Source organism: Cryobacterium sp. M25, assembly GCF_002929635.1.
Classification (GTDB): domain Bacteria; phylum Actinomycetota; class Actinomycetes; order Actinomycetales; family Microbacteriaceae; genus Cryobacterium; species Cryobacterium sandaracinum.
The window spans coordinates 65,257-89,397 of record NZ_PJJU01000049.1; the positions used below are offsets into that span (position 1 = coordinate 65,257).

Genomic DNA, 24,141 nt, shown 5'->3' on the forward strand with positions numbered 1-24,141 from the left:
TTTCGCTCGGCTCGGCCCCCGCTCAGTTCTCCGGGTGCCGGTGCGGGGTGGGCTGCAGCAGGCTGCGCCAGCTCTTGCCCTGCGCGGCCTTCACCGCGCAGATCAGCAGCAGCAGCCAGCCGAAGTCGACCAGCACGGTGCTTTCAGCCGCCGAGGTGACCAGCAGGGTCACCAGCACCAGCGGCGACCAGACGTAGACCATCGAGCGTTTGTCCGAGGCAAGCAGCCACGACCGCCAGAAGGCGAGCATCACGAGCGCGAGGAACGACAGGAGGCCGACCAGGCCGACCTGGAAGTAGACGTCGAGGAACGCGTTCAGCGCGGAGGCCTGCGGGCGCCCGGTGACGAAGCTGAGCCAGCCGTATGGCGTGACGTCGACGGGCCAGAGACCGGCCCAGCCCCAACCCTCGAGCGGGTTCAGCATGGCCAGTCGCCAGATTTCGCCCCAGAGTGTGGTGCGGGCCTCGAACTCGCTGCCCGCGTTCAGCTGGTCGGTGATGCGCGCGCGGGCCGCAACCGCGATGATGCCGGCCACGACGGTGCCGCCGAGCAGCCCGATCTGCAGCAGCCACCGGTTCGCGGCGGGCGTGGCGCGCAGCCAGATCAGCGCCAGCGCGGCGAGGCCCACGAACAGGGCCACCACGAGGATGACGGGGGAGCGGGTGAGTAGCAGGCCGAACACGGCCAGGGCGATGGAGCCGATGCCGAGCCCGCGCCGCACCGACCGGGACCGCAGTTCGACCGCGAAAGTGACCGCCGCGATCAGCGAGACCAACCCGAACACGTTGCGAGAGCCGAAGAGGCCCTGCACGGGCCCGAAAGAGTCGATGTTGCCCTGGATGCCGAGGAAGACGAAGGGCGTGTCGAGCAGCAGGCCGGAGAGCACCTCCAGAGCCAGGGACAGTCCGAGCAGCACCCGCAGCACGTCGCCGGTGGCGCGCACGACCTGGATGGTGTCGCGGGCCAGGGCGATGTAGATGGCCAAAAAGGTGAAGGCGAGCTGGTAGAGCGAAGCGCTGAGGGTTTGCAGCGGGTAGCTGGACCACAGCACCGACAGGGCACACCAGCCCACGAAGACCATGATCGAGATCGGCAGGAGCCCGTGCCAGTCGACGCCGGCCCAGCGGGCGGTGAGCGAGAACGCGGCCAGCACGACGAGGCCCACGAGAATGCCGACGACGCCGGGCGGGCCGATCACGGCGCGCAGGGCAGTGGTCGAAAAGGCGAAGCCGATGATGACCAGCGCCAGCGAGGAGGCGAACTTGGGGGAGGCGAACAGCCGTGTGAACTGGTCCGGCACGGCGGGGGGATACGCGCGGTAGGTCATGACGTTCCCACGCTACCGCCTAAGGCATCCGTTGATTGGTTGCCTGCTGTCGCTTCGTGATCACGGCGAGCACGACCAGCAGCAGCCAGCCGGATTCGATCAGGATGCGGCTTTCGGCCAGGCTCTGGGCGATCAGGGCTACCAGGAGCAGCAGCGGGAGCAGGGCGGAGGCCGCGTAGGGTTCCGTGTCGGCGAGGGCGCGCCTGGGCCGGTCGACCGCGAGGAACCAGCAGCGCCACAGCGTTGAGAAAACGGCGGCGGCGAAGATGATCAGCCCGAGGACGCCCAGCTGAAGCCAGACGTCGAGCCAGGCGTTGTGCGCCTGAAGGTAGACGACGCCGCGGCGCACGGCGAGACCCTCGAAGGGTTCGACCCAGGGGGCCCAGTAGCTCACCCACCCCCAGCCGAACACCGGGCGCTCGGCAGCCAGCCCGGCCACGCTGCGCCAGATGTCGAAGCGGCCGGTGAGGTCGGCGGATTTGCCGAGCAGGGCGAGGAGCTGCGGCGTGAGGGCCACCAGGCCGACACCGCCGACGACCACGGATGCCGCGGCCACCAGGTACACCGGCCGGCGCCCCTCGGGGGGCCGGCGGCGGGCCCAGAGGGCGAAGAGCAGCGCTGCGGCGACGGCGGCGGCGGCAAGCGTCACGGTCGCGGACCGGGTCAGCAGCAGCATGAGCACCCCGAGGCCCAGCCATGCCAGACCCCAGTTGCGGCTCACGGTGCCGGCGGCGAGCTGCACGGCGAAGACGATCACGGCCATCAGTGCCACGAATCCGAGCAGGTTGCGGTTGGCGACGATGCCCTCGATTGGCCCGCCCTGCAGCAGGATGCCGCGGGTCCAGTAGTACGACTCCGGCACGTTGCGGGTGCCGTAGTCGACCCAGAAGGGGAGCACGGCCTGCCGCACGAACAGGGCGACGATGAGCTCGAACGCGAGGGATAGGGCGAGGATCCAACGCAGTGCGGCGGCGAGCGTGCGCAGCAGCTCGGCCCAACTCAGGCACAGGGCGAGGAACAGCGCGGCCAGCGTGGTTGCCCACTGCAGGGTGACCCCGATCAGGGAGGCGCCGAGGTAGAACGACCAGGCCAGCGACAGGGTGGCCAGACCGAGGAAGGCGATGAGCGATTTCGGGAACCGCGACCACATCCAGTCCGGGTTCAACGTGACGAGGGCGACGACGCTGCTCACGACGACGACCAGCGCGATCGCACCGTAGCCCCACCAGCCGAACAGGCTGCGCCAGAACTGGCCGGCCAGGACGGAGAAAAAGACGAGCGTCGCGAAGGTGCGAACGACGAATCGGCTCTGGACGGCGGGCATGTGTCTAAGGCTAGAGCGTGCCGGGGCGGTCACCGATCATTTTCTATACCCCCTGGGGTATACTTATCCCGGAGGTTCGAATGAAAACGATCATAGTTGGTGGAGTTGCGGGCGGAATGTCGGCGGCGACGCGGTTGCGTCGGCTGGACGAGACGGCAGACATCATTGTATTTGAACGCGGCCACTATGTCTCGTTCGCAAACTGCGGACTTCCCTATTACGTGGGCGGCGTGATCACGGACCGCAGCAACCTCCTACTCCAGACCCCAGAATCCCTCGGGGGCCGCTTCCGCCTCGACGTGCGCGTCGACCACGAGGTCACGGCGATCGACCGGGAAGCGAAGACGGTCTCCGTGCGCCAAACGCAGACCGGCGCTGAGACCATCGAGACGTACGACCGCCTCATCCTGGCTGCCGGAGCGACGGCCCGAACCGGGATCACCCCGGCCGGCCTCGCCACTCGCACCCTGCGCACGGTCGACGACGTCGACCACATCACCGCTCTGCTGGCCGGCATCACGGGTCAGGCCTCCGCCGTCGTCATCGGCGCCGGGTTCATCGGCCTGGAGGCCGTCGAAAACCTTGTTCGCCGCGGCGTGCACGTGACCCTGGTCGAGTTCGGCTCCCAGGTCTTCGGGCCCTTCGACGCCGAGATGGCCGCGCCGATCTTCGACGAGCTGCTCTTGCGGGGTGTTGACGTACGCCTGAACACGACCGTCACCGCCGCCGCCGACGCGGGAGTCAAGCTCAGCGACGGATCCGTCGTTCCGGCCGACCTCGTCATCGACTCCGTCGGGGTGCTCCCCGACACCTCGCTCGCCGCCCGGGCGGGCATCACGATCGGCGCGAGCGGCGGTATCGCCGTCGATGGCAGTCAGCAGACCAACGACCCGTCGATCTACGCGGTCGGCGACGGCGTCGAGAAGATCGACGCCGTCGACAATAGCGGCATCCTGATCACCATGGCCGGCCTCGCAAACCGGCACGGCCGGGCGGCCGCCGACAGCATCGCCGGCGAGCCCGCGTCGGCCGCCCCGGTGCTCGGAACCGCCATCCTCGGCATCTTCGGCCTGACGGCGGCCATGGTCGGCTGGAGCGAGAAGCGTCTCGTGCAGCGCGGCCGCGCGCACCGGGTCGTGCACACCCACCCGGCCTCGCACGCCACGTACTACCCCGGCGCCGAGGGCATGTCAATAAAGCTCCTGGTCGACCCGGCGACGGATGCCATCCTCGGCGCCCAGATCGTCGGCGGCAGCGGCGTCGACAAGCGCATCGACATCCTGGCGACGGCGATGACCGGCGGACTGGCGGCATCCGCTCTCACCCGCCTCGAGCTGGCATACGCGCCGCAGTACGCGTCGGCGAAGGACCCGATCAACCAGCTCGGCTATGTCGCCGACAACCTTGCCGCGGGAACGACGCGTGCGCTGCAGTGGCACGAGCTGGCCGCAGCCCGGGCCGCGGGCGCGGTGCTCGTGGATGTGCGCTCGGCGGCGGAGTTCGCCGCCGGGAACATTCCCGGCGCGATCAACGTTCCGGTGGACGAACTGCGGGACCGCCTGGCCGAGCTGCCCGACGCACCTGTGATCGTGCACTGCCAGGTGGGCCAGCGCGGGCACACGGCCGCACGCATTTTGAGCCAGAACGGGCTGGACGTGCAGAACCTCGACGGCGGCTACCGCACCTGGATCGCCGGCGAAACCGCTCTCGGCCTGATGCCCGTCATCGCCGCCAAGTCTGAAAGGATTCCGGCATGACCGAAATCACCGCTACCGCTGCTGACGTCGCTGCTGCCGACGTCGCTGGGGAACAGAACCAGAAGAAGATCCTCAACCGGTTGCGCCGGGCCCAGGGCCAGCTCGCGGCGGTCATCACCGCCGTCGAGGCCGGCGGCAGCTGCAAGGATGTCGTCACTCAGCTTGCCGCCGTGTCCAGCGCCCTCGACAAGGCCGGTTTCGTCATCGTCTCCACGGCGATGCGCGAGTGCCTCGACAACCCGCAGGGGGAAAATTCCCTCACGGTCGAGGAGCTGGAGAAGCTCTTCCTGACGCTGGCGTAGCCGCCCGACGCGACCCGGGCCCGCTCGGCGTTGAACCAATTCGACGGAGATTCTCCCGTAAAAGCGCGTTTTCAGGGTTTTGCGGACTAGTTTGGCCAAAATCTCCGTCGAATTCGTTCGGGGTTCGGGGCGGTAGGGCGGGCGCGGCCCCTGACTCGCCTAGACGAAGGCCGCCTGGCCGGTGATGCTGCGCCCCACGATCAGGGTGTTCATCTCCCGGGTGCCCTCATAGGAGTAGACGGCCTCGGCGTCGGAGAAGAAGCGCGCCACATCGTACGAGAGCACGATGCCGTTGCCGCCGAATAGTTCGCGGCACCAGGCGACCGCGGTCTTCTCCTGATCGGTCAGCAGATTCTCGTAGCCGTAGAAGTCGCTGGGAAGTAGCTCGAAGGTCATCAGGTGCTCCATTGCAGGGGGTGGCGACGGCCGGCGTGCGGCGGTCGGCGGATGTTCGCAGCCTACGGTCGCGGAACCGGCACGCCGCAAGCGGTTGGTAGTTTGGTCTAAACCTAAGAGTGCAGGAGAGCGCCATGTTTGTGGGCATCACCAATACGCCGCGGCACTATGCCTGGGGTTCGACCACCGCCATCGCGGGTCTGCTCGGCTACGATCCGTCGGGCACAGCTGAGGCCGAACTCTGGCTGGGCGCTCACCCGGGATCGCCGAGCGTCATCACCGACCCCGAGCAGGTCGGCGGCCACCACACCCTCCTGGACTGGATCCACGCAGCCCCGAAGGAGGCCCTCGGCGCCGCGCTCGCCGCGCCCGCTGCTCCGCGGTTGCCGTATCTCCTGAAGATCCTCGCCGCCGCGGGACCGCTCTCGCTGCAGGCGCACCCGACCGCGGAGCGGGCACGGATCGGCTTCGGCCTGGAGAACGCGGCCGGTATTCCGCAGGATGCGGCGGACCGCAACTACCGCGACCCGTTCCATAAGCCCGAGGTGATTTTCGCCCTGAGCGACACCTTCGAGGCCCTCTGCGGGTTCCGCGAGCCGGTCGAGATCCGCGGCATCCTGGGCGAGCTGCGCGCCCTCGACGTGGCCTCGGACGACCCGCAGCCCGGCGCGCTCGATGCGCTCGAGCGGCACCTGCTCGGCGACGACGCCCTGCGCGACTGCGTCGACTGGTTGTTGCGCGACGGCCGCGGCGGCGATTCCGGCGAGGTGGCCTGGCTGGTCGAGCGGGTGGTTGCCCTCGCCGTCAGCGCGGCCGACCTTGCCGAGAGCGGCGCGATCCTCGACTACCCGCTCGAACTCGCCACCGTGCGGGACCTGGCCCGTGCCTACCCGGGGGATCCCGGCATCGTGATCTCGCTGCTGACGAACCGGGTGTCGCTGCGCCGAGGCGAGGTGCTCTACCTGCCTGCCGGGAACATCCACGCCTACCTGTCCGGCCTCGGTGTGGAGCTGATGGCCGCCTCGGACAACGTGCTGCGCGGCGGGCTGAGCCCCAAGCACATCGACGTCGACGAACTGCTCGAGGTGCTCGAATTCACACCGCTGCCCGTGCCGTACCTTCCGCCCGTGCTGTCGTCTCCGGGCGTCTCGGAGTACCGACCCGACGTGGACGACTTCGTGCTCGTGCACATCGCGGCGGAAGCCGGGGGTGCGGGTGTGCCTGCGGCTTCGGCTTCTCGCGCGGGAGTGCCGATGCGGCAGTTCACGCTGACGGGGCCCGCGATCGCCATCTGCACGGCCGGGGGATTCCTGGTGGCCGGTGCGGGGGCATCCGTCGCCCTCAAGCGCGGCGAGTCCGTCTACATCACGCCCGACGAAGGCACGCTCACGTTCGCCGGCGTCGGCGAGGTCTTCCTGGCCACGACCCCCTAGCCCTGGCTCCCCACCAATTCGACGGAGATTTTGCGCTCGAACCCGCTATTTGCCGGTTTGTGCGCTGTTCGGAGCAAAATCTCCGTCGAATTCGTTCGCGGTCGCCCTTCCGCGCAGCAGCGAGGGGGTGCTGGGGCGGTCTGATCGGTAGCGTCCGGGCGGGAAACGGTGCCCCCCACCCGGTGGGGGCGGCGCGTTATCCCCAAGGTGACGGATGCCGCGGCGCGGGTACGACTCCGCTGCGAGGCTGCGGGCCATGCGCTCACTCACCAGGGACATCCTCGGCCACGGACTCTTCGTCAAGCGCGCCGCACTCCGCGCCCGAGGCTGGAGCGATGGGCACCTCCGCGGCGAGGTCAACCGGGGAACGGTCGTGCGGGTGCGCAAGGGCTGGTACTCGGTTCCGTTGGCGCCGCCGTCGGCCGTCGAGGCGTTCCGGATCGGAGGCCGGCTGGCCGGATTGAGCTGCCTGAAGTCCTACGGGATCTGGACCCCAACCACCGGCAGGCTCCACGTCAGCGTCCCCAGCGCCGCGCGCGGGTTGCGGCGCCCGACGGACATGCGCGCGCGGCTGGATGTGCTCGACGGTGTGCGGTGCCGCGTGACGTGGAGCGACGACGCGATCGACGGGCGGGGCGACTGCGTGTGGCGTACCAGCGTGCACGAGGCCCTGGTGCACATTCTGAACAACCACGACCGGGTCACCGCGATCGTGTGTCTGGATGCCGCGTTGCACAGCGCCCAGGAAAACGGCGTCGGGATTATCCTCGACGACCTGGGCTGGATCTTCGCCCGCGCGCTGCTGCGGGTTCAGTCCTGGCGCGACGAGGTCGACGGACGCGCCGCCGCGGGTGGGGAAACGGAATTCCGGCTCAAGGCCCTGGCCGCGGGCATCCCCTTCGTTCCGCAACCGTTCGTCAGCGGCGTCGGGCATCTCGATGGCCAGATCGGGCCGTCGACCTTCGTCGAGATCGATGGGAAGGACTGGCATGACGATCCGATCGCCTTCGAGGTCGACCGGGAACGTGATCTGCTTGTTGCAAGCCAGAACGGGCGCACCCTGAGGTTCAGCTACGCGCTCCTTCGTAAACAGTGGGGGTTGTGTGTGCGGGCGATGGTCACGGCGCTGGAGTACGACTACCTGCGCGAGCCGTCGGCAGCGTTTCTGCCGTTCCACGAGCGGATGCTGCGGGCTCGCCGCCGTCTCGGCTAGGGCCCGGGTCGGTTCCCGGCCCCCGAGGCTAGGCTTGCAGAGCGGCAGTGCTTGATTGCCGTCAGATCTTGCGAGGTTCAGATGGCGTGGCTTGTCACCGGAGGTGCCGGATACATCGGTTCCCACATCGTTCGTGCTTTCCTGAAAGAGGGCATCGAGGTGGTCGTCATCGACGACCTCTCCAGCGGGCACGCTGAATTCGTGCCTGCCGACGTGCCGTTTGTGCGCGGCACCCTCCTCGACCGCGAGCTGCTGATGCGCACCTTCGCCGAGCACACCGTGACCGGCGTCGTGCACGTCGCGGGCTACAAGTACGCCGGGGTCTCGGTGCAGCGCCCGCTGCACACCTACGAGCAGAACGTCACGGCCATGGCCACCCTGCTGGCGGTCATGCAGGAGTGCGAGGTCAAACGGATGGTGTTCTCCTCGAGCGCGGCCGTCTACGGCACCCCGCACACCGACCTGGTCACCGAGGAAACCCCGAAGAACCCCGAATCTCCCTACGGTGAGTCCAAACTGATCGGCGAATGGTTGCTGCGCGATCAGGCCGTCGCCGCCGGACTGCGCTACACGGCGCTGCGCTACTTCAACGTGGTCGGGTCCGGAGCGACGGACCTGCGCGACACCAGCCCGCACAACCTCTTCCCCCTCGTCTTCGACGCGCTGATGGAGAGCCGCATCCCGAGCATCAACGGCGACGACTACGCCACCGCCGACGGAACGTGCGTGCGGGACTACATCCACGTGGCAGACCTGGCCCTCTCGCACGTGGCCGCGGCCCGGCACCTGGACGCCGGCGAGCCGGTGCTGCCCGTCTACAACCTCGGCAGCGGCGACGGAGTGTCGGTGGGGCAGATCATGTCGACCGTGGCGGCCGTCACCGGCATCGACTTCGCTCCCGTGATCGGTCCGCGCCGCGCGGGCGACCCCGACCGGATCGTCGCCTCCGGCGAACTCGCGGCCCGCGATCTGGACTGGGCCATGCGCCACAGCCTGGAGGAGATGGTGCAAAGCGCCTGGGAATCGCGACAGGCGGCATCCGTCTCAGCGTTGTGACCAATCAAATCTCACCGATTTTCGCTCTTGGGCGAGTCGAAACCCTCCAACAAATATTGACGGTTTAGTATCAGCGACTTGACGGCAAGGAATTACACGGCTGTAATTAGGGCTGACGCGTAATTTTGGGCACATTTTGCAGTGGGGTGGATGACGATATGGCGCTATCAGAGTCTCGTGCCGGGGCACCGGAGGACTGGTTCATTGACCCGGTTCGTCTGGGTGTTCCCGGGGTTCGCAAGGAAGCGGGCGACGGCGATCTTCTGTCGTGGCAATCGGACTCGCTCTGCGCGCAGACCGATCCGGAGGCGTTCTTCCCCGAAAAGGGAGGGTCGACCCGCGATGCCAAGAAGATCTGCTCCTCGTGCGAGGTGAAAACCCAGTGCCTGCAATACGCGCTCGCCAACGACGAGCGGTTCGGAATCTGGGGCGGCCTGTCCGAGCGGGAACGGCGCAAACTGCGCAAGCGGGCCAGCTAGGCCTCAGACGGGCCGTAAAACGACGCACGGCATGCGAATCCGGACCCGACGCCGGCTGCGGCACCGGAGGCGAAGCAGTGTTTTTCAGGCTCGCCCCTCCCATTGCTCCTCATCGGGCCCGAACCAATCTAGGCTGTTCTCCATATGCATGCCAGAGTCACCGCCATCCTCGTTGCCCGTAACGGCGCCAAGCACCTCGAACGCACTATCGAGGCGCTGAGTCGCCAGACACGTCAACCCGACGTCGTGATCACGGTCGACTGCGGATCGACCGACACTACGGCCGCGCTTCTGGCTGCCTACGCACCGACTCACTTCATCTCAGCGGATGCCGGACTCAGCTTCGGCGAGGCCATCGCCACGGCCGAGAGGGTCATCGCGCCCGCCGAGTCTGATAGCGAAATGCTGTGGCTCCTCGCCCAGGACAGTGCGCCGGAACCCGACGCCCTGACGGCCCTGCTCGGCGAACTGGAGATTGCGCCATCCGTTGCCGTGGCCGGTCCCAAGGTCATGGACTGGGACGCCGGCGACTACATCCACGAATTCGGGCAGTCCCTGACGCCCGGCGGTGCGACCGTCACCCTGGTGGAGAGCGAACTCGACCAGGGCCAGCACGATGGAATGGGCGACGTGCTCGGTGTGAGCGCCGGCGGCATGCTGGTACGCCACCTCGTCTGGCAGCAGCTCGGCGGCTTCGACCCGGCCCTGCCGTCCGCGGACGACTCCCTCGATTTCTGTGTGCGCGTGCGGATGGCCGGCTACCGCGTCTCCGGCGTCGCCGCGGCTCAGGTGGCCTCAGCCGGAGACGGCGTTGCCGGCACCAGCGGCTCCTCCCGCGGCCGCGCGCGTCGCAAGCGCCTCCGTGCCATGCGCGCCGCGCAGCTGCACCGCCGGCTTGTCTACTCCCCGCGCTGGATGATCCCTCTGCACTGGCTGGCCCTGGTTCCCCTCGCGGTGCTGCGCTCGTTCGGGCAGTTGCTGCAGAAGGAACCCGGGGCGATTCTGGGTGAGTACTCCGCCGCGTTCGCCGCGGCTTTCAGCGGTCTGCGGGTGAGTGCTGCCCGGCGCCGCTTCGGTGCCACCCGCACCCTGGGCTGGGCATCGATCGCCTCGCTGCGCGTGCCCACCGTCGAGGTGCGCCGCCGCCAGGCGCTCCGCCGTGAGGCCAGCCTCACCAGCGTGAACGGCGAGGTGCCCGAAATCCGCTTCATCTCCGGTGGCGGCGCGTGGACCGTGTTGGCCGCCCTGGTGGCCGGCCTCATCGTCCTGGGCCCTCTGATCGGCGCCCGCACCCTCACCGGCGGCGGGCTGCTGCCACTGTCGGACACCCCCGCCGAACTCTGGGGGAGCATCGGCTACGGCTGGCGCGACATCGGCCTGGGCTTTGTCGGCGGCGCCGACCCATTCGCCACGGTGCTGGCGGTGCTGGGCTCGCTCACCTTCTGGGCGCCGTCCTTCTCGCTCGTCCTGCTCCACTTCCTCGCCCTGCCGCTGGCCGCCCTCGGCGCCTGGCTTGCCGCGACCCGCCTCTCCGAGCGCGCGTCCATTCGCGCCATCGCCGCCGTGCTCTGGATGCTGTCGCCCACCTTCCTCAGCGCCCTCGCTGCCGGGCGTCCGGCTGCGATCCTCGTGCACCTGCTGCTGCCGTGGCTGTTCTTCGCCGGGTTCATGGCCGCCCGCTCGTGGTCGGCGTCCGGCTCCGCGGCCCTGCTGTTCGCCGCCATCGTGGCTGCGGCGCCGTCGCTCGCGCCCGCGCTCCTGGTGGTCTGGCTGATCGCCATGCTGCTCAGTGGGCGCAGCGGTATGCGGTTCATCGGCATCCCTCTGGCGGCGCTCGCCCTCGCGGCACCTCTGATCTGGAATCAGGGACTGCGCGGCAACTGGCTGGCCCTGCTGGCGGACCCGGGCCTGCCTCTGCCCGCCCCCGACGTCTCGGTGTGGCAGCTGTTGCTCGGCTTCCCGTCCGGTGAGCTCGGCGGGTGGACCCCGCTGCTCGAGACGCTCGGGCTGCCCGGTGTCGACGCGTCCGTGCTCGTGCCGGTGCTCCTGATCCCGCTGGCCGTACTCGGCGCCCTTGCCCTCTTCCTGCCTGGGGCCCGCGGCGCGAGCTTCGCGCTGCTGACCGCCCTGCTCGGCGCGGGCACGGCCATCGCCGCCAGCCAGCTCTCCCTCTCCTCGGTCGGCGGCCAGTCGGTCGGCATCTGGGCCGGCGCCGGGCTCAGCCTGTACTGGCTCGGGCTGGTCGGCGCGGTCGTCTTCGCCCTGCGCGGCCTGCGCCGCTTCGCCATCGCCCCGGCGGTCACCGTGGTCGCCCTGCTCGTGATCGTGGTGGCGCCGCTGGTCGCAGCCCTGCCCCTCGGCACCAGTGTCGTGGCCGAGGGCATCGACCGCACCCAGCCCGCGTTCGTCAGCGCCGAGGCGCAGACGGATGCCCGGGTCGGCACCCTGCAGATCGTGCCGCAACCCGACGGCGGCATCCTCGCGACCATCGTGCGCGGTCCCGGCGCCACCCTGAACACCCAGTCCACCCTCAGCAGCACCGACGTGACCCTCAGCCCGCGGGAGGAGGAGCTGGCCACTTTGGCCGGAAACCTCGCCTCGCGCAGCGGGCTCGACGCCGCGGCCGGCCTGGCCGACTTCGGCATCCGTTTCGTGCTGCTTCGACCGGCCGCCGTCGCACCGGCCGGTCCCGGAAACACGGCGCCGGTCACCCCCGCGGCAGAAGAGACCGCCGGCCGCACCACGACCGCCCTCGACGGCAACGCCTCCCTGGCGCCGGTGGGAGACACGGTCTTCGGCCGGCTCTGGCAGTACGAGGTGACGGATGCCCCGGTCCCCACCGCGGCCAACGGCGCCATCCCGGCCAACGCCGGCGGCACCCTCGGTCTGGTGTTCCTCGTCATCGCCGTGCTCGTGGTCGGGGCCACCGTGCTCTTGTCGATCCCCACCGGTGCGGGGCCGGAGGCGGTGCGTCAGGCCAGCCGGGACGCCATCCGCAACACGGCAAAGGCCCGCACCAGGGAGAACAAGCGTATCGCCAAGGCGGCGGCCCGCAGGAAGCCCGCGCCCGGCTTCCGGCCCTCCGCCGAGCGCGCCGTCACGCCCGCGGCGGCGGGCGCCCTCGACACAGCCGCACCGGTCACGTCGACTGAAGCCGTCCCTGGAACGTCACCGGACGTCGGTTCCGGTACCGGACCCGATTCCGGACCTGATTCCGGACCTGACACGGAAATCGGCGCCCGTTCGGAGGAGCACGACCATGCCCAGTAAACGCGGAATCGCCCTGTTCGGGGCGCGGGCGGTGGCCGGATTGGTCGGTCTCGGCGTCGTCGTCGCATCCGTCGGCGCGGCAACCCTCGTCACCTGGCCCACGCTTGAGAAGGGGCCGTCGTCCATCATCGTGTCGCCGACCCCGAGCGAGCAGCAACGAGTCTGCCCGGGGCCGCTCCTCGTGCTGGCCGAGGATTCCAGCCAGGCACAGGCAGCCAGTTCCGTCGGAAGCGCTGCAGCCGTTTTCGGCGCCCATGCGGCGTCGGGCGAGCCGGGGTGGATCGAACCGCAGGTTACGTCCATCGCGGCCCCGGATAACGCGAACCCCGAATCGTTCGGCGCACCGCAGTTGCTGCGCGTTCCGACCCCGCCCGGGTCGGGGGCGGCACCGCTGGTCACGGGCAGCCAGTCCCAGATCGCGGGCGGCGAATCGCTCGGTGGCCTGGCCGTCGCGGGCTGCGGGGAGGCGGCCGGTGATAGCTGGCTCGTCGGCGGTTCCACCGACATCGGCCGCACCAGCCTCGTGCTGCTCAGCAACCCCACCACGGTCGTGGCCACCGTCGACCTGGCCGTGTTCGGCGAGACCGGTCAGGTGGATGCCCCCGGCTCCACTGGAATCCTCGTGCAGCCGGGCACCCAGCGGGTCGTTTCCCTCGCCGGACTGGCCCCCAACCTCCGCTCACCCGTGCTGCACGTGCAATCCAAGGGCGGCCAGGTGGCGGCCACGCTGCAGCAGAGCATCGTGCGCGGGCTGGAACCCGGCGGCGTCGACCTCCTCGGTCCCTCCAACGGCCCTGCCGAGGCATTGGCCATCGCCGGCGTGATCGTCTCCAACGCGGCCGGATCGGATGCCCCCGACGAGGTCGGCGGCCTCAGTGACGACGTCACCTCGGTGCGGGTGCTTGTGCCCGGAACGGTGGCGGCGACGGTCCAGGTCGGTGTGACCGGTGCGACCGGCCAGGCGGCCGGGGCCTCGGTCCAGGTCGACATCCAGCCGGGGGTTGCCACCGAGGTGCCCCTGACCGGGCTCGTTCCCGGTACCTACTCGCTGGAACTGGTCGCCAGCGAGCCGATCGTGGCCGCGGCGCAGAGTTCCGCGGCGGGTTCCGCAGGCCGCGACTTCGCCTGGTTCGCGTCGTCCGGCGCCCTCGCCGACGAGTTCCTGGTGGCCGCCGCCGACGGCCCGTCCCCGCAACTCAACCTGGTCAACATGGGCACCGTCGACGCCACCTACACGGCCACCCCCGACAATGGCGCATCCAGCACAGTGGCGGTGCCGGCCGGTGGCTCGGCCACGATGCCGTTGGAGCAGTCGCAGCGCTACCTCGTGTCCGGCGGCACCTCGACCGTGGCTTCGGTAGCCTACGCGGGCGACGGGCTGCTCGCGGCATTCCCGCTGAGCCAGGCCGGGCCGCTGGCGGCCCCGATCCGGGTCTACCCCCGCTAACCGTCTTCCAACCTCTGGAGATCCCGTGATCGAGACCACCAGCACCACCACTAGCACCACCAGCGCCGCCGACGTGGGCGTCGCCGTCATCGGCGGGTCCGGACTGTACCGGCTCTTCGACGCCGGCACCGAGACATCCGTCGACATCATCACGCCCTATGGCCCTCCCTCGGCGTCGATCACCATCGGACTGCGGGCCGGCCGGCGGGTCGCCTTCCTGGCCCGGCACGGCGGCGACCATTCGGTGGCGCCGCACCTGATCAACTATCGGGCCAACATCTGGGCGCTCGCGTCGCTGGGCGTGAAGGCCATCATCTCCTCGTCGGCCGTCGGCGGCGTCAGCCCCGCATACCCGCCGGGGATGCTGGTGGTGACCGACCAGTTCATCGACCGCACCTCGGGCCGTGCCGACACCTTCTACGACCAGGGCACGGTCGGGCACCTGGCCGCGGCCGACCCGTTCGATCCGGAGTTGCGCCGCCTCGCGATCGGCGCGCTCGCGGCGCTGGAGGAGAACTTCGCACCCACCGGCACCTGCGTCGTGATTCAGGGCCCGCGGTTCTCCACCCGGGCGGAATCGCTCTGGTTCCGCGCCGCGGGCGCGCACACCGTCAACATGACGCAGTACCCGGAGGTCGTCCTGGCCGCCGAACTCAACATGGGCACGGTCAATCTCTCCTTCGTCACCGACGCCGACGCAGGCCTGGCCCCGGTGCCCAACGTTCAAACCGACACCGCTCAGACCATCACACCTCAGGCCGAGGCCGACCCGGATACCGTTTCCGCCAGCCTGGTCTTCACGCGTCTCCGGGCCGCCCAGCCGAGGATCCTGGCCGCAATCGACGGCATCCTGCGTGCCCTGCCCGAGAATTTCGCCCCCCGCGAGCTGATCGCCCCCGAGCAGGTCGGCGTCGTGCTCGATCGTCGACCTGCACCTGCACCTGCACCTGCACCTGCACCTGCCCCTGCCGCGCCGGCCGGAGCCGACGCGTGACCCGGCGCCTGCTCGTCACGGGTGGGGCCGGTTTCATCGGCGGCGCGATCGTCCGGGACGCGCTCGCCCGCGGCTGGCAGGTACGGGTGCTCGACTCCCTTCGCAGTGACGTGCACGGTGGACTCCCGGTGCTGCCGGACGGTGTTGACGTGATCGTCGGCGACGTGACCGACGCATCCGTCGTCGCGCTCGCTCTCCGCGACACGGATGCCGTCTGTCACCAGGCCGCGAAGGTCGGCCTCGGCGTGGACTTCGCCGACGCCCCCGACTATGTGCACAGCAACGAGGTCGGCACGTCCGTTCTGCTCGCGGCGATGACCGAGGCCGGGATCAACCGGTTTGTGCTGGCCTCCTCGATGGTGGTCTACGGGGAGGGAAGCTACCGCGGCCCGGAGGGGTTCACGCGTCCGGGACCGCGCCGCGAGGCCGATCTGCTGCGGGGCGTGTTCGACCCCGTCGATGAGGCCACCGGTGAGGCCCTCGAGCCACTGCTCATCTCCGAGGACGACCCGCTTGACCCGCGCAACGTCTACGCGAGCACCAAGCTGGGACAGGAATACCTCGCGTCGGCGTGGGCCCGCGTCACCGGAGGCCGGGCCGCGGCGCTCCGTTACCATAACGTCTACGGGCCGGGGATGCCGCAGAACACGCCCTACGCGGGTGTCGCGTCGCTGTTCCGCTCGGCCCTGGAACGCGGCGAGGCCCCACGGGTCTACGAAGACGGCGGCCAGCGTCGCGACTTCGTGCACGTCGCCGACGTCGCCTCGGCCAACCTCGCCGCGCTCGACTGGACCGCCGGCACCGAGCCGTCCACTTTCCGCCCCTTCAACGTGGGCAGCGGCGTCGTGCACACCATCGGCGAGATGGCCGCGGCCCTCAGCGTGGCCACCGACGGACCGACCCCCGTCGTCACCGGGCAATTCCGGCTCGGCGATGTGCGCCACATCACTGCCTCTTCGGGGCGACTCCGCCGCGAACTGGACTGGGCACCCAGCATTTCATTCGAGGAGGGCATGCGCGCTTTCGCGAACGCGCCCCTGCGCGCCGCCGTCACCCGGTAGCCCCGGTATGAACCAATTCGACGGAGATTTTCGTGTGAACCGGCTTTTTCGGCGCTTCTGGCGCCGATTCAGTCAAAATCTCCGTCGAATTCGTTCGGGGCGTCCGGCGCGGATCAGCGCGTAGCGATCGGATGCCGCGGCAACAGCACCTCGAACCGGCACCCGCCGGGCACGTTCAGCACCCGCACTTCGCCGTGGTGCGCCCGCACGATCCCCTGCACGATGGCCAGGCCGAGACCAGCGCCGCCGGTGCCCAACGGTTCGGCCACCGGGGTGCGCGGACCGCTCGCCCGCCAGCCGGCTTCGAAGACCCGGCTGAGGTCCTGCTCGGGGATGCCGCCAGCGGCATCCGTTACCGAGATCACGGCGTGGTCGGTGGCACCGGCACCCGATCCGGTGCTGGCCGTGACCGAGACCACGATCGAGCTGCCGGCCGGCGAATGCTGGATGGCGTTCATGACGAGGTTGCCGACCACCCGGGACAGTTCGCGCGGGTCCGCGAGGATGGTCAGCCCCTTCTCTCCGGCGAATCGCAGGTCGAGCGACTTGGCCTGGGCGATCGGCCAGAGTCCGGCGACGGTGTCGCTGATCAGGTCGTAGAGCGAGACCGGCTGCAGCCTCAGGCGCAGGGTGCCGGAGTGGATTTTCGACAGCTCGAACAGGTCGTCGACCATACCCGTGAGCCGGTCCACCTGCCCGCGCATCTGCGTGTAGTACCGTTCCGGGTCCTCGACCATGCCGTCCTCGAGGGCTTCGGCCATGGCACGGATGCCCGCGAGCGGCGTGCGCAGGTCATGGGAGATCCAGGCGATCAGCTCGTGCCGTGACTCCTCGATCTGATTCTCGCGGACACGGGATTCGGCGAGGTGTTCCCCGGTCGCGGCCAGCTCCCCGGCCAGCGCCGTGAACTCGTTGTTGCTGTGCCGGTCGGTCGCAGCGACCCGTTCGCCGGGCCCGATGCTGGCCGCGGCCGAGCGCAGGGAGCGGATGTCCCGGGCGAGCTGACGGTTGAGCACCGCGGCCATGGCCAGCGACACCAGGCCGGCGACACTGGCCACGGAGTAGAAGACCGTGAGGTCGTGCCGGGAGACGTATGTCTGCGAGGCGACCGCCGCCATCCCGCCGACGACCGACACCACCGTGGCAAGGGCGATCACCATCAGCTTCAGTACGAGGGAGGTGCGGGAGAGCAGGCGCAGGGTGAGCAGGCCGGCGCCGCCGACGACCACCGCGCAGGCCAGCGTGAACAGGGAGACCGTGAGGAGCACATCCGGTGTCATGACTGCCGCCCCGTGGGAGCCAGCGGAACCGGGTCGAACCGGTAGCCGACCCCCCAGACCGTGTTCAGCAGCCGGGGCTGCGCCGGGTCAGCCTCGATCTTCTCCCGCAGCCGGCGCACGTGCACCGTCACCGTGGACAGGTCGCCGAACTCCCAGCCCCAGACCGAACGAAGCAGGTCCTCCCGGCTGAGCACGGTGTGCGGACGCCTGATCAGGTGGGCCAGCAGGTCGAATTCCCGCGCGGTGAGCACCAGCGGCTCGCCGCGCAGCCGCACCTCGTGCGCCTGCGCGTCCAGGGCGAAGTCGCCGACCGAGACCAGCCCGGCCGGCACGGCGGGCGCGGTGCTCCGGCGCAGCACCGACTGCACCCGCAGCACGAGCTCGCGCGGGGAGAACGGTTTGGTCAGGTAGTCGTCGGCGCCGGCCTCGAGGCCGTCGATGCGGTCCTCCTCCTGGTTGAGGGCGGTCAACATGATCACCGGGATCTCCCAGTCCCCGCGGATGCGCCGACACACCTCGATTCCGTCCAGGAGTGGCAGCATCCGGTCGAGCACGACCAGGTCTGGCCGCAGCTGTTCGGCTTTCGCGAGCCCGTCCAAGCCGTCTGCCGCCTCGTCGACCACGAACCCGGACGCCCGCAGATACCGGCAGACGATCTCGGACACCGTCGGGTCGTCGTCGACGACGAGGATGCGGCGCTCGAGAGGCGGTAGCGGGCGCAAATCGCCCGGGGGCAGGGAAGAAGGCACGAAATCAGGATAGAGCGGCGGGCACCGGGTGTGCCGGGCCGGAGCAGGCGACACCGTTTCTTCCTCACTCCGTAATCTCTTTCGCCGTTTCGGCGGAGCCGGCCCCCATAGTGTCGAGTCATGACTGTGTTCCAGGTGGACCTCGTGCTGCCATGCCTGAACGAAGCCGACGCCCTGCCCTGGGTGCTGTCGCGGCTCCCGGAGGGATATCGGGCCATCGTCGTCGACAACGGCTCGACCGACGGATCGGCCGAGATCGCCGCCATGGCCGGCGCCCAGGTCGTGCACGAGGCGCGCCGCGGCTTCGGCGCCGCCGCTCACGCGGGCCTCCTGGCGGCCACCGCGCCGATTGTCGCCTTCTGCGACGCCGACGCGTCGATGGACCCGGCCGAACTGCCGCTCCTGGTCGATCCCGTGCGGGCCGGATCCGCCGACCTGGTGCTCGGCCGCCGCCGGCCCGCGACCGCCAAATCCTGGCCGCTGCACGCGCGCCTCGCCAATTCCAGTCTGTCCTGGCGTCTGCGCCGAATAACAGGGGTGAACATCCATGACCTCGGCCCCATGCGCGCCGCGCTCCGCGAATCCGTGCTGGACCTCAATCTCCAGGACCGCCGCAGCGGGTATCCGCTGGAGATGTTCTTGAAGGCGGCGTCGGCGAACTGGCGCATTCTCGAGGTTGACACGACGTATTCGCCCAGGGTCGGCCGCAGCAAGGTGACCGGAACCGTGCGCGGCACCCTGACCGCGGTCAATGACATGTCCGCCCTCCTCCGGGAGACGCGCCGATGACGACCATCGTCGTGATCGCCAAGGAATGCCTTCCCGGTCGGGTGAAGACCCGGCTGCACCCGCCGCTGAGCCTCGAACAGGCCGCCGATCTGGCGGCGGCCAGCCTCGACGACACTCTCGCCGCGGTCGCCGCCCTGCCCGCGACCCGCCGCATTCTGGCCTTCGACGGTGTGATTGCGCCGAACGCAGCCGCCGGCTACGAGATCCTGCCACAGGTGGAGGGCACCCTCGACCTGCGGCTCGCGGCCGTGTTCGACGCCTGCGAGGGTCCCATGCTGCTGGTCGGCATGGACACCCCGCAGGTCACCTCCGCCCTGCTTGAACCCGTCTTCACCGACTGGACCGATGACGTGGATGCCTGGTTCGGCTTCGCGAACGACGGCGGATTCTGGGCGCTCGCCCTGAACGACCCGACCGGCGACCTGATCCGCGGCGTGCCGATGTCCCGGGACGATACTGGCGCTGTGCAGCTGAAACGGCTGACGGATGCCGGGTTGCGCGTGAACCTGTTGCCTACCCTCACCGATGTGGACACCATCGAAGACGCCCACCGGGTGGCGGGGATCGCGCCCACCGGCAGATTCGCCGCGGCCCTGGCCGCCATGATGCCGCCGAGCCCGACGGACAATTTCCGATGACGCTGCTGGCCGCACAACTCGAGGGGGAGTGGGCCGAACCGACCACCTTCGGTGCCGGCGGCGCGGAGCCCTATGCCGCCGCGCTAAGGAACGCCGACAACGTGCTCTACCTGCGCCGGATATCCTCCGGCGAGCACGCCACCATCGACGCCGGCCGGTGGAGCGCCGACGCCGACGACACCGACCTCTGCCTGCTCGACGGGATCACCGGCCCGGTGCTCGACATCGGCTGCGGCCCCGGCCGCATGGTGCGGGCCGCCATGGGGCTGGGGCTGACCGCGCTCGGCCTCGACGTGTCGGCGACCGCCGTGCGCATGGCCGCAGACGCCGGCCTCGACGTGTTGCAGGGCAGCGTCTTCGACCCTCTGCCGCTGGAGGGTGGCTGGGCGGCCGCGCTGCTCGTCGACGGCAACATCGGAATCGGCGGCGACGCATCCGTTCTGCTCACGCGCTGCGCCGACCTGCTGGCGCCGGACGGCGTTCTCCTGGTCGAACTCAGCCACGACCCGGCCCGGGACGACAGCTACCTCGGCACCATCGAGGATTCAACCGGGAGCCGCAGCGCCGTGTTCCCCTGGGCGGAAATCGGCATTAACGGCCTCCGCGATCGTGCCGGAGCGACCGGTCTGGTCGTGACTCAGGACTGGCGGCTGGACGGCCGCTGGTTCGCGCGCCTGCTGCGAGCGTAGAGCACGACCGACCAGACCGTCGCGACCAGGGCGACGGCCACCCAGAACAGAGCGAGGTTCCGACCGTAGTCGAGCGGAAGGATGCTCGGATTGTTCGAGGTGAGAGACCGGGCGACGATCGCGGGCACCACGATCAGCGTCATGATCGAGCCGACCACGATGGCGGCCTGCACGACCAGCACGATCGTGCCCGTGACGCGGCGCCCCGCGCGGCGCAGCAGAAGGCCGCAGAAGAAGACCAGGGGCGCCAGCACGGCGTCGTGCAGCACGATCGCCGCGCCGATCCAGAGCGCCACCCCGGGCAGTCGGGTGATCCGCACTGTGTCGAACAGAACGTAGAGGCCGAAGAGGAGCCCGGACGTGCCGAGCAGAATCAGCGTGGTGCGGGCTGCGCGCATCCGTCGGTCGCCGGCGTGGGGGAGCGCGGTGGTCGCGCGTGCTGTTGTCATACCTGCGGTGTTCATGCGGTGATCGCCTCGATCCGGCTCAGCCATTTGGTTTGCAGCACTCCGGGCCGTCCCGGGGCGATCATGCGTGCCGGGTAACCGTGCTGCAGGTCGAGCGTCTCGCCGTTCAGCTCGAGTGCCACCAGGGTCAACGGGTCCCGCACGTATTCCGGTCCCATCTCGGTCTTCTTGAAGCTGCCGCGCTCCTCGAGACTGATCAGGCGAAAGGATGCGCCGGTGTCGGCGCCGACCAGGTCGGCCAGTTCTGACAGGCGAACCCCGCGCCAGAGCGCCAATTGGCTCCAGCCCTCGACGCAGGCGATCGGCAGTTCCACCTCGGTCTGCGGCAGGGCCTCGAGCTCGGCGCGGCTGAAGCTGCGCTCCACGCCACCGGCAGCGAGGGTGAGCACCCAGTCGGCGGCGACGGCCGACGCGGTGACCTTTGCCTCCTCGGCCGTGCGGTTCACCGGGAGGCCCTGCGGGCCGACGCCCTTCTTGCGCGGACCGAACACGTTCACCGCGTCCAGAGGCGCAAAGGTCTGGCCGGCGGTCAGCCCCACCACGGCGGCGCAGGCGATTCCGACGGTGGTGAGGAAGCCCCGGCGACTCACGGTCGTCGTCTCGCTCACGGTCTTCGTCTCGCTCACGAACGAGGGCGTGGCGTCGATCCAGGCGATCAACCGGCCCGTCACACCGGACGGACGTCCGCTGCCCCAGAGCCGCACCGCCTCGACGTCGGCCGGTGACTCAACGTCGCTCGCGGCATCCGTTGCCTCGTGCTCGGCAGCGGCGCGCCCGTTCCAGAACCGTGTGATGATCGGCAGCTTGATGCCGATGTGCAGTACCAGCAGTCCCACCAACACCCAGCCGAGGGCGTAGTGCACCTCGCGGAAGGGAAAGGGCCACGGGTACCACTGGTAGGTGTTGATCAGGCCGATGGTGATCTGCACCAGGGATGCGCCCACGAAGAGGGCGATCGACGCGCGTTCGAGCAGGTGTAGGAACGATTTCACCGGCGGCCACTGGAACAGGTCGGGGAAGACGATGTAGAGCTTGGCCAGCAGCAGCGGGAAGCACGCGATGCCGGCCACGATGTGCGTGCCCTGGGTGATCTGGTAGAGCGACGCGGGCCGGGTCGGGAACCGCATCCACGGCAGCGGCTCCTGCAGGAAATGGCTGTACAGGCCGGTGCCGAAGCAGACGATGAACGCGGCGCCGAGCAGCCGGCCGATCACGACCGCCAGCCGGGGATTGCGCACCGGGGAGGCCAGCGCGCGCTGGGCCTCGTACATCATTCGTCTCATGGTTCCATTGCATCATCCGGGGTGCCCGGAGAGGCGGCGCAATCCTTACGGTCCGGTGACGCGCACCGGGACGGTTGGGCCCGAATGCCCGGGTTCCGTCAGGATGGCAGGGTGCGTATCGCCGTTGTCTCCCTCCTCCTTGCCGCCAGTGCGGCCCTGACGGCCTTCAGCGTGCTCGCGTATGACCTGTTCAAGCCGGGACGCGACACGGTGCCTCTGGTCATCTGCACCAGCGGGCTGTGGCTGCTTTTCGCGCTCGCCGTGGTCCTACTGCGCGGGGTGCGGGGCCGGGCCGTGGTCGTGCTGATCCTGGCGGGTTCGGTCGGGATCGGGGCCGCGGCCATGGTCGGTCCGCCGAACACGAGCACGGACTCCGCGCGCTACGCCTGGGACGGCATCGTCGCCACCGCGGGCATTTCGCCGTATGCCTACACGCCGGCCGACGATCGGCTCGACGCCCTGCGCCCCGACTGGTTGTTTCCGGCTCCGGAGCTGACCGCGGCCGGCGATCTCGTGTGCGTCGGCGAACGCATCCAGACGGCGCTGAAAAGCGAGTCCGACGAGATTCTCTGTTCGGCACTGAACCGCACCGGAGTGCCCACGATCTATCCGCCGGCCGCCGAGATCTTCTTCGCCGGCGTCCGGGCGGTCACCGGGCCGGATGCGGAGTACTGGCCCCTGCAACTGACGGGCCTCCTGCTCAGCGTCGGCACCACGGTGATGCTGCTGGTCGGGATGCGCCGCCGCGGCATCGACCAGCGGTTCGCCGCGCTTTGGGCCTGGTGTCCGCTCGTGGCCACGGAAGCGGTCACGAATTCCCACATCGACATGCTCGGCGTCGTCTTCACGTTGAGCGCGGTGTTCCTGGTCACCGGCCGGCGCTATTGGAGCGGTGGGATCGCGCTCGGCGCGGCGATCGCGACCAAGCTGATTCCCGTGCTCGCGGCCCCTGCCATGCTGCGGCGGCAGGGGTGGAAGGTCGCCGTGGCCGCCGTGGCCACCTTCCTGCTGCTGTACGTGCCGTATGTGCTGACCACCGGTATCGGGGTGCTCGGCTATCTGCCCGGCTACCTCTCCGAGGAAGGGTACGAGGACGGCACCCGCTTCGCCCTGCTCTCGCTGGTCGCCCCGGGCGGCTCGGCCGTCATCGTTGCCGGTGTGCTGCTTTTCGTCATCGCCGTGCTCGTGATCTGGAAGACGGACCCCGACCAGCCCTGGCTGGGCCAACTTGTCATGATCGGCAGTGCGCTGCTCATTCTGAGCCCGCGATACTCCTGGTATGCCCTGCTGCTGCTGCCGTTCATCGCCCTCAGCGGCCGCTGGGAATGGCTCCTGGTGCCGATGGCCCTCACCCTCCGCTTGCTTGTCCCTTCGATTCCGCTTACCCGGGTGGCCATCGCCACGGCTATCGTCGTCATCGTCATCATGTCGATCCACCGCGCCCGCCCCGAGGTGGCACGACGCCTGTTCCGCCCGATCAGAACGGCGCCGATACGTCCGAATCCGGCTCCCGCGCCTTCTTCACCTTCTACTTTTCCGCCTTCTCCGCCTTCTCAGCCTTCTCAGCCTTCTCCTTCTTCTCCGGCTTCTCCTTCTTCTCCGGCTTCTCCTCCTTCTCCGCCGGATGCCTCGCCGGGCGGATGATCGTGGCCGGTTCGCTGAGGAGGGTGCGCCCGGTCGGTGACGTCTTCTTCAGCGTCCCGTCGGGCAGGTGCACGGAGCTCCCCCGGGTCGCGTTCCGGGCCGTGATCTCGGAATACCGGCGGGCTCCATTGACCTGCGCGGCGAATCGGGCGTCGACTCGGGCGGACTCCGCCTGCGTCGTCTGAGTCGCTTGAATCGCCTCGAAGTGTCGCCCCGGGCCTCGAACTTCTCGCTATAAGTCGGCTTCATGAGGGAGACGCTACGGGTATCCACTGACATTCCATGCCCCAGGTGGGCACCAGTCATCGCTCTGTGGATAACCCGATGAAACCCATATCGTGGAGGAGGAGAGGGGCCACGGCGCAATCCGTTTAACTGTCCGCCGCGGGCATCGGTCACACGGCCCTCACCTCGCATCCGCCGTGTGACGTAAACGCGGAGATTTTCGCGAAATGCCGGTTGTGGCGCTGGGGTGACCCGGTCTTTTCGGACGGGGTCCTTGGTTTCATTTTAGGCGGCGAGTGTGAGTTTGATGAGGCGTTC

General features: G+C 69.3%; 20 protein-coding genes and 1 pseudogene. 14 read left to right on the top strand and 7 right to left on the bottom strand.

Going from position 1 to position 24,141, the window contains the following annotated elements; translation table 11 throughout:
• Positions 1-22: 22 nt before the first annotated feature.
• Together CXY81_RS07430 and CXY81_RS07435 are read right to left on the bottom strand one after the other, a co-directional pair.
• Positions 23-1,327, bottom strand: a complete 1,305-nt coding sequence (locus tag CXY81_RS07430) for an O-antigen ligase (RefSeq protein WP_104171408.1) — start codon at positions 1,325-1,327, stop codon at positions 23-25.
• 19 nt (positions 1,328-1,346) lie between these two features.
• Positions 1,347-2,651, bottom strand: a complete 1,305-nt coding sequence (locus tag CXY81_RS07435; protein ID WP_104194439.1) for an O-antigen ligase — start codon at positions 2,649-2,651, stop codon at positions 1,347-1,349.
• Positions 2,652-2,731: 80 nt separating this feature from the next.
• Here CXY81_RS07435 and CXY81_RS07440 point away from each other — a divergent pair, with 80 nt between their 5' ends.
• The gene (locus tag CXY81_RS07440; RefSeq protein WP_104194440.1) at positions 2,732-4,408 is read left to right on the top strand and encodes an FAD-dependent oxidoreductase; all 1,677 of its coding nucleotides are present in this window, start codon (positions 2,732-2,734) and stop codon (positions 4,406-4,408) included.
• The gene (locus CXY81_RS07445; protein WP_104100304.1) at positions 4,405-4,710 is read left to right on the top strand and encodes a metal-sensitive transcriptional regulator; all 306 of its coding nucleotides are present in this window, start codon (positions 4,405-4,407) and stop codon (positions 4,708-4,710) included. Before CXY81_RS07440 ends, CXY81_RS07445 begins: the two co-directional genes overlap by 4 nt.
• 159 nt (positions 4,711-4,869) lie before the next feature.
• Here the strand turns inward: CXY81_RS07445 and CXY81_RS07450 are convergent.
• Positions 4,870-5,037: pseudogene (locus tag CXY81_RS07450) on the bottom strand (acyl-CoA dehydrogenase family protein); the annotation flags it as partial.
• A 203-nt stretch (positions 5,038-5,240) separates the two neighbouring features.
• On the opposite strand from CXY81_RS07450, the gene manA reads away from it, so the two are divergent.
• The 8 genes from manA to CXY81_RS07490 all read left to right on the top strand — a co-directional run bounded on the left by manA (position 5,241) and on the right by CXY81_RS07490 (position 16,059).
• On the top strand, positions 5,241-6,539 hold the full coding sequence (gene manA, locus CXY81_RS07455) for a mannose-6-phosphate isomerase, class I (protein ID WP_104194441.1): 1,299 nt from the start codon (positions 5,241-5,243) through the stop codon (positions 6,537-6,539).
• 256 nt (positions 6,540-6,795) lie between these two features.
• Positions 6,796-7,752 (top strand): hypothetical protein, encoded by a 957-nt coding sequence (locus tag CXY81_RS07460; protein WP_104194442.1) that lies wholly within the window; start codon positions 6,796-6,798, stop codon positions 7,750-7,752.
• Positions 7,753-7,833: 81 nt separating this feature from the next.
• Positions 7,834-8,808, top strand: coding sequence for a UDP-glucose 4-epimerase GalE (gene galE / locus CXY81_RS07465; protein WP_104194443.1), 975 nt, complete (start codon positions 7,834-7,836; stop codon positions 8,806-8,808).
• Between the two features lie 158 nt (positions 8,809-8,966).
• Positions 8,967-9,287, top strand: a complete 321-nt coding sequence (locus CXY81_RS07470; protein WP_104194444.1) for a WhiB family transcriptional regulator — start codon at positions 8,967-8,969, stop codon at positions 9,285-9,287.
• Between the two features lie 144 nt (positions 9,288-9,431).
• Positions 9,432-12,557: a glycosyltransferase gene (locus CXY81_RS07475; RefSeq protein ID WP_104194445.1), complete on the top strand. Its 3,126-nt coding sequence runs from the start codon at positions 9,432-9,434 to the stop codon at positions 12,555-12,557.
• The gene (locus CXY81_RS07480) at positions 12,547-14,004 is read left to right on the top strand and encodes a DUF5719 family protein (RefSeq protein ID WP_104194446.1); all 1,458 of its coding nucleotides are present in this window, start codon (positions 12,547-12,549) and stop codon (positions 14,002-14,004) included. Before CXY81_RS07475 ends, CXY81_RS07480 begins: the two co-directional genes overlap by 11 nt.
• Before the next feature lie 25 nt (positions 14,005-14,029).
• Entirely contained in the window at positions 14,030-14,998 is a 969-nt protein-coding gene (locus CXY81_RS07485; protein ID WP_233194045.1) for an MTAP family purine nucleoside phosphorylase, read from the top strand.
• Positions 14,995-16,059, top strand: coding sequence for an NAD(P)-dependent oxidoreductase (locus CXY81_RS07490; protein ID WP_104194447.1), 1,065 nt, complete (start codon positions 14,995-14,997; stop codon positions 16,057-16,059). The genes CXY81_RS07485 and CXY81_RS07490 overlap by 4 nt, the downstream gene beginning before the upstream one ends.
• 113 nt (positions 16,060-16,172) lie before the next feature.
• Here the strand turns inward: CXY81_RS07490 and CXY81_RS07495 are convergent, their stop codons facing one another.
• Together CXY81_RS07495 and CXY81_RS07500 are read right to left on the bottom strand one after the other, a co-directional pair.
• A complete protein-coding gene (locus tag CXY81_RS07495; RefSeq protein ID WP_104194448.1) occupies positions 16,173-17,339 on the bottom strand; it encodes a sensor histidine kinase KdpD in 1,167 nt (388 codons plus the stop codon).
• Positions 17,336-18,088 (bottom strand): response regulator transcription factor, encoded by a 753-nt coding sequence (locus CXY81_RS07500; protein WP_233194046.1) that lies wholly within the window; start codon positions 18,086-18,088, stop codon positions 17,336-17,338. Before CXY81_RS07500 ends, CXY81_RS07495 begins: the two co-directional genes overlap by 4 nt.
• Positions 18,089-18,208: 120 nt before the next feature.
• Between CXY81_RS07500 and CXY81_RS07505 the strand changes: the two genes are divergently transcribed.
• The 3 genes from CXY81_RS07505 to CXY81_RS07515 are packed head-to-tail and all read left to right on the top strand — an operon-like array spanning position 18,209 to position 20,204.
• The gene (locus tag CXY81_RS07505) at positions 18,209-18,877 is read left to right on the top strand and encodes a glycosyltransferase family 2 protein (RefSeq protein ID WP_104099192.1); all 669 of its coding nucleotides are present in this window, start codon (positions 18,209-18,211) and stop codon (positions 18,875-18,877) included.
• Complete coding sequence (locus CXY81_RS07510; protein WP_104171420.1) at positions 18,874-19,515, top strand: DUF2064 domain-containing protein; 642 nt, start codon at positions 18,874-18,876, stop codon at positions 19,513-19,515. Before CXY81_RS07505 ends, CXY81_RS07510 begins: the two co-directional genes overlap by 4 nt.
• The gene (locus CXY81_RS07515; RefSeq protein ID WP_104194450.1) at positions 19,512-20,204 is read left to right on the top strand and encodes a bifunctional 2-polyprenyl-6-hydroxyphenol methylase/3-demethylubiquinol 3-O-methyltransferase UbiG; all 693 of its coding nucleotides are present in this window, start codon (positions 19,512-19,514) and stop codon (positions 20,202-20,204) included. The genes CXY81_RS07510 and CXY81_RS07515 overlap by 4 nt, the downstream gene beginning before the upstream one ends.
• Here CXY81_RS07515 and CXY81_RS07520 read toward each other — a convergent pair.
• Positions 20,153-20,653, bottom strand: a complete 501-nt coding sequence (locus CXY81_RS07520; RefSeq protein WP_104099189.1) for a hypothetical protein — start codon at positions 20,651-20,653, stop codon at positions 20,153-20,155. The genes CXY81_RS07515 and CXY81_RS07520 overlap by 52 nt on opposite strands.
• Positions 20,654-20,664: 11 nt before the next feature.
• A complete protein-coding gene (locus tag CXY81_RS07525; protein ID WP_104194451.1) occupies positions 20,665-21,954 on the bottom strand; it encodes a molybdopterin-dependent oxidoreductase in 1,290 nt (429 codons plus the stop codon).
• Between the two features lie 111 nt (positions 21,955-22,065).
• Between CXY81_RS07525 and CXY81_RS07530 the strand changes: the two genes are divergently transcribed.
• Complete coding sequence (locus CXY81_RS07530) at positions 22,066-23,598, top strand: glycosyltransferase family 87 protein (RefSeq protein ID WP_158252025.1); 1,533 nt, start codon at positions 22,066-22,068, stop codon at positions 23,596-23,598.
• The last annotated feature ends 543 nt before the right edge of the window (positions 23,599-24,141 follow it).